The organism is Clavibacter sp. MX14-G9D (genome assembly GCF_032917815.1).
GTDB lineage: Bacteria > Actinomycetota > Actinomycetes > Actinomycetales > Microbacteriaceae > Clavibacter > Clavibacter michiganensis_K.
In genome coordinates this window covers 1-1,373 of sequence record NZ_JAVCVL010000366.1, presented here as the reverse complement: position 1 = coordinate 1,373, position 1,373 = coordinate 1, and the positions used below count along the sequence as shown (strand labels likewise).

The window sequence follows — 1,373 nt, the reverse complement described above, 5'->3', positions numbered from 1 at the left end:
GCCCGCCCTCGCCGCCGCCGCGATGCGCGCCGCCGCCCGGCTGCCGGCGCACCTCGACGGGCACGGCTACGACGTCGAGGGCCTGCCGGAGCTCCGCGAGGCGATCGCCGCCCGCTACCGCGTCCGCGGCCTGCCGACCGAGGCCGAGGACGTCATGGTCACGGTGGGCGCGCAGCACGCCATCGGGCTGCTGGCGTCCGTCCTCGTGCACCGCGGCGACCGCGCACTTGTGGAGCAGCCGAGCTACCCCCATGCGATCCAGGCGCTGCGCGACGCCGGCGCGCGCCTCGTCGGGGTCGGCGTCGGCGCGGACGGCTGGGACGAGGACGTGCTCGACCAGACCGTCCGGCGCACCCGACCCGCGCTCGCGTACCTCATGCCGGACTTCCACAACCCGACCGGGCGGACGATGCCGGAGGACCAGCGCGCCCGGATCGTCGCGCTCGCCGAGGCGCACGGCGTGACCGTCGTGGCCGACGAGACGACGGCGGAGCTCGACATCGACCGGGCCGGGGCGCATCCGCCGCTCGCCGTGCACGGGTCGCCCGGCACGGTCGTGCTCGTCGGCTCGGTCGGGAAGACGGTGTGGGGAGGCCTCCGGGTGGGCTGGATCCGCGCCGGCCGTCCCCTCCTCCGCGAGCTCGCCCGGGCCCGCTCCGCCCGCGACCTCGGGACGCCGGTGCTCGAGCAGCTGGTGGTCGCGGAGGTGCTCGGCGGGATGGACGGGATCCTCGCCGAGCGCCGCGCGCGCCTCCGCGAGACGCGGGACCACGTGGAGGCCGAGCTCGCCCGCCGCTTCCCGGGCTGGGAGGTGCCGCGCGTGGACGGCGGGCTCGCGGTCTGGGTGGGCATCGGCGCGCCCGTGAGCACCGAGCTGGCGCTCGCCGCCCGGTCCCGGGGGCTGGCCATCACCGGGGGCAGCCGGTTCGGGCACGACGGCGCGTTCGAGCGCTTCCTCCGGATCCCGATCACGGCGCCGCCGGCGGCGACGGACCGGGCGCTGGACATCCTCGAGGACGCGTGGCGCGGGCTCGTGCCCGACCGCGCGCGCGTCGACGCCCGTCGCGCGGACGACGTGGTGGACCGGTCCGTGCTGGTCTGACGGTCGGGCCTGGGGACGGATCCGACGTCGGGCGCCCGCCCGCGGCTACGGTCTGGCGATCCCTGCGTCCCGACCGGAGGGTCGTCTGCACGGTGGCCGCACGGCACCGCCGCACCGCACCGCCGGGGCGCCTTCCCCGCACCCGACCGGAGGTACGACCATGAGCATCCGACCACCTCGCACCCCCCACGCCGCCGGAGCGGCCGCCGCTCCCCGCCCGCGCGCCCGTCGCGCCGCCACGACGCTCGCGCTCGTGGGCGGCCTCGTCGCG

At 78.4% G+C, this 1,373-nt stretch carries 1 protein-coding gene; it reads left to right on the top strand.

The genetic code is table 11. The features are described 5' to 3' along the window. Positions 1–1,102 (top strand): PLP-dependent aminotransferase family protein (locus Q6969_RS15675; RefSeq protein ID WP_317231271.1); only part of this gene is annotated, 1,102 nt, incomplete at its 5' end. Positions 1,103–1,373 lie beyond the last annotated feature (271 nt).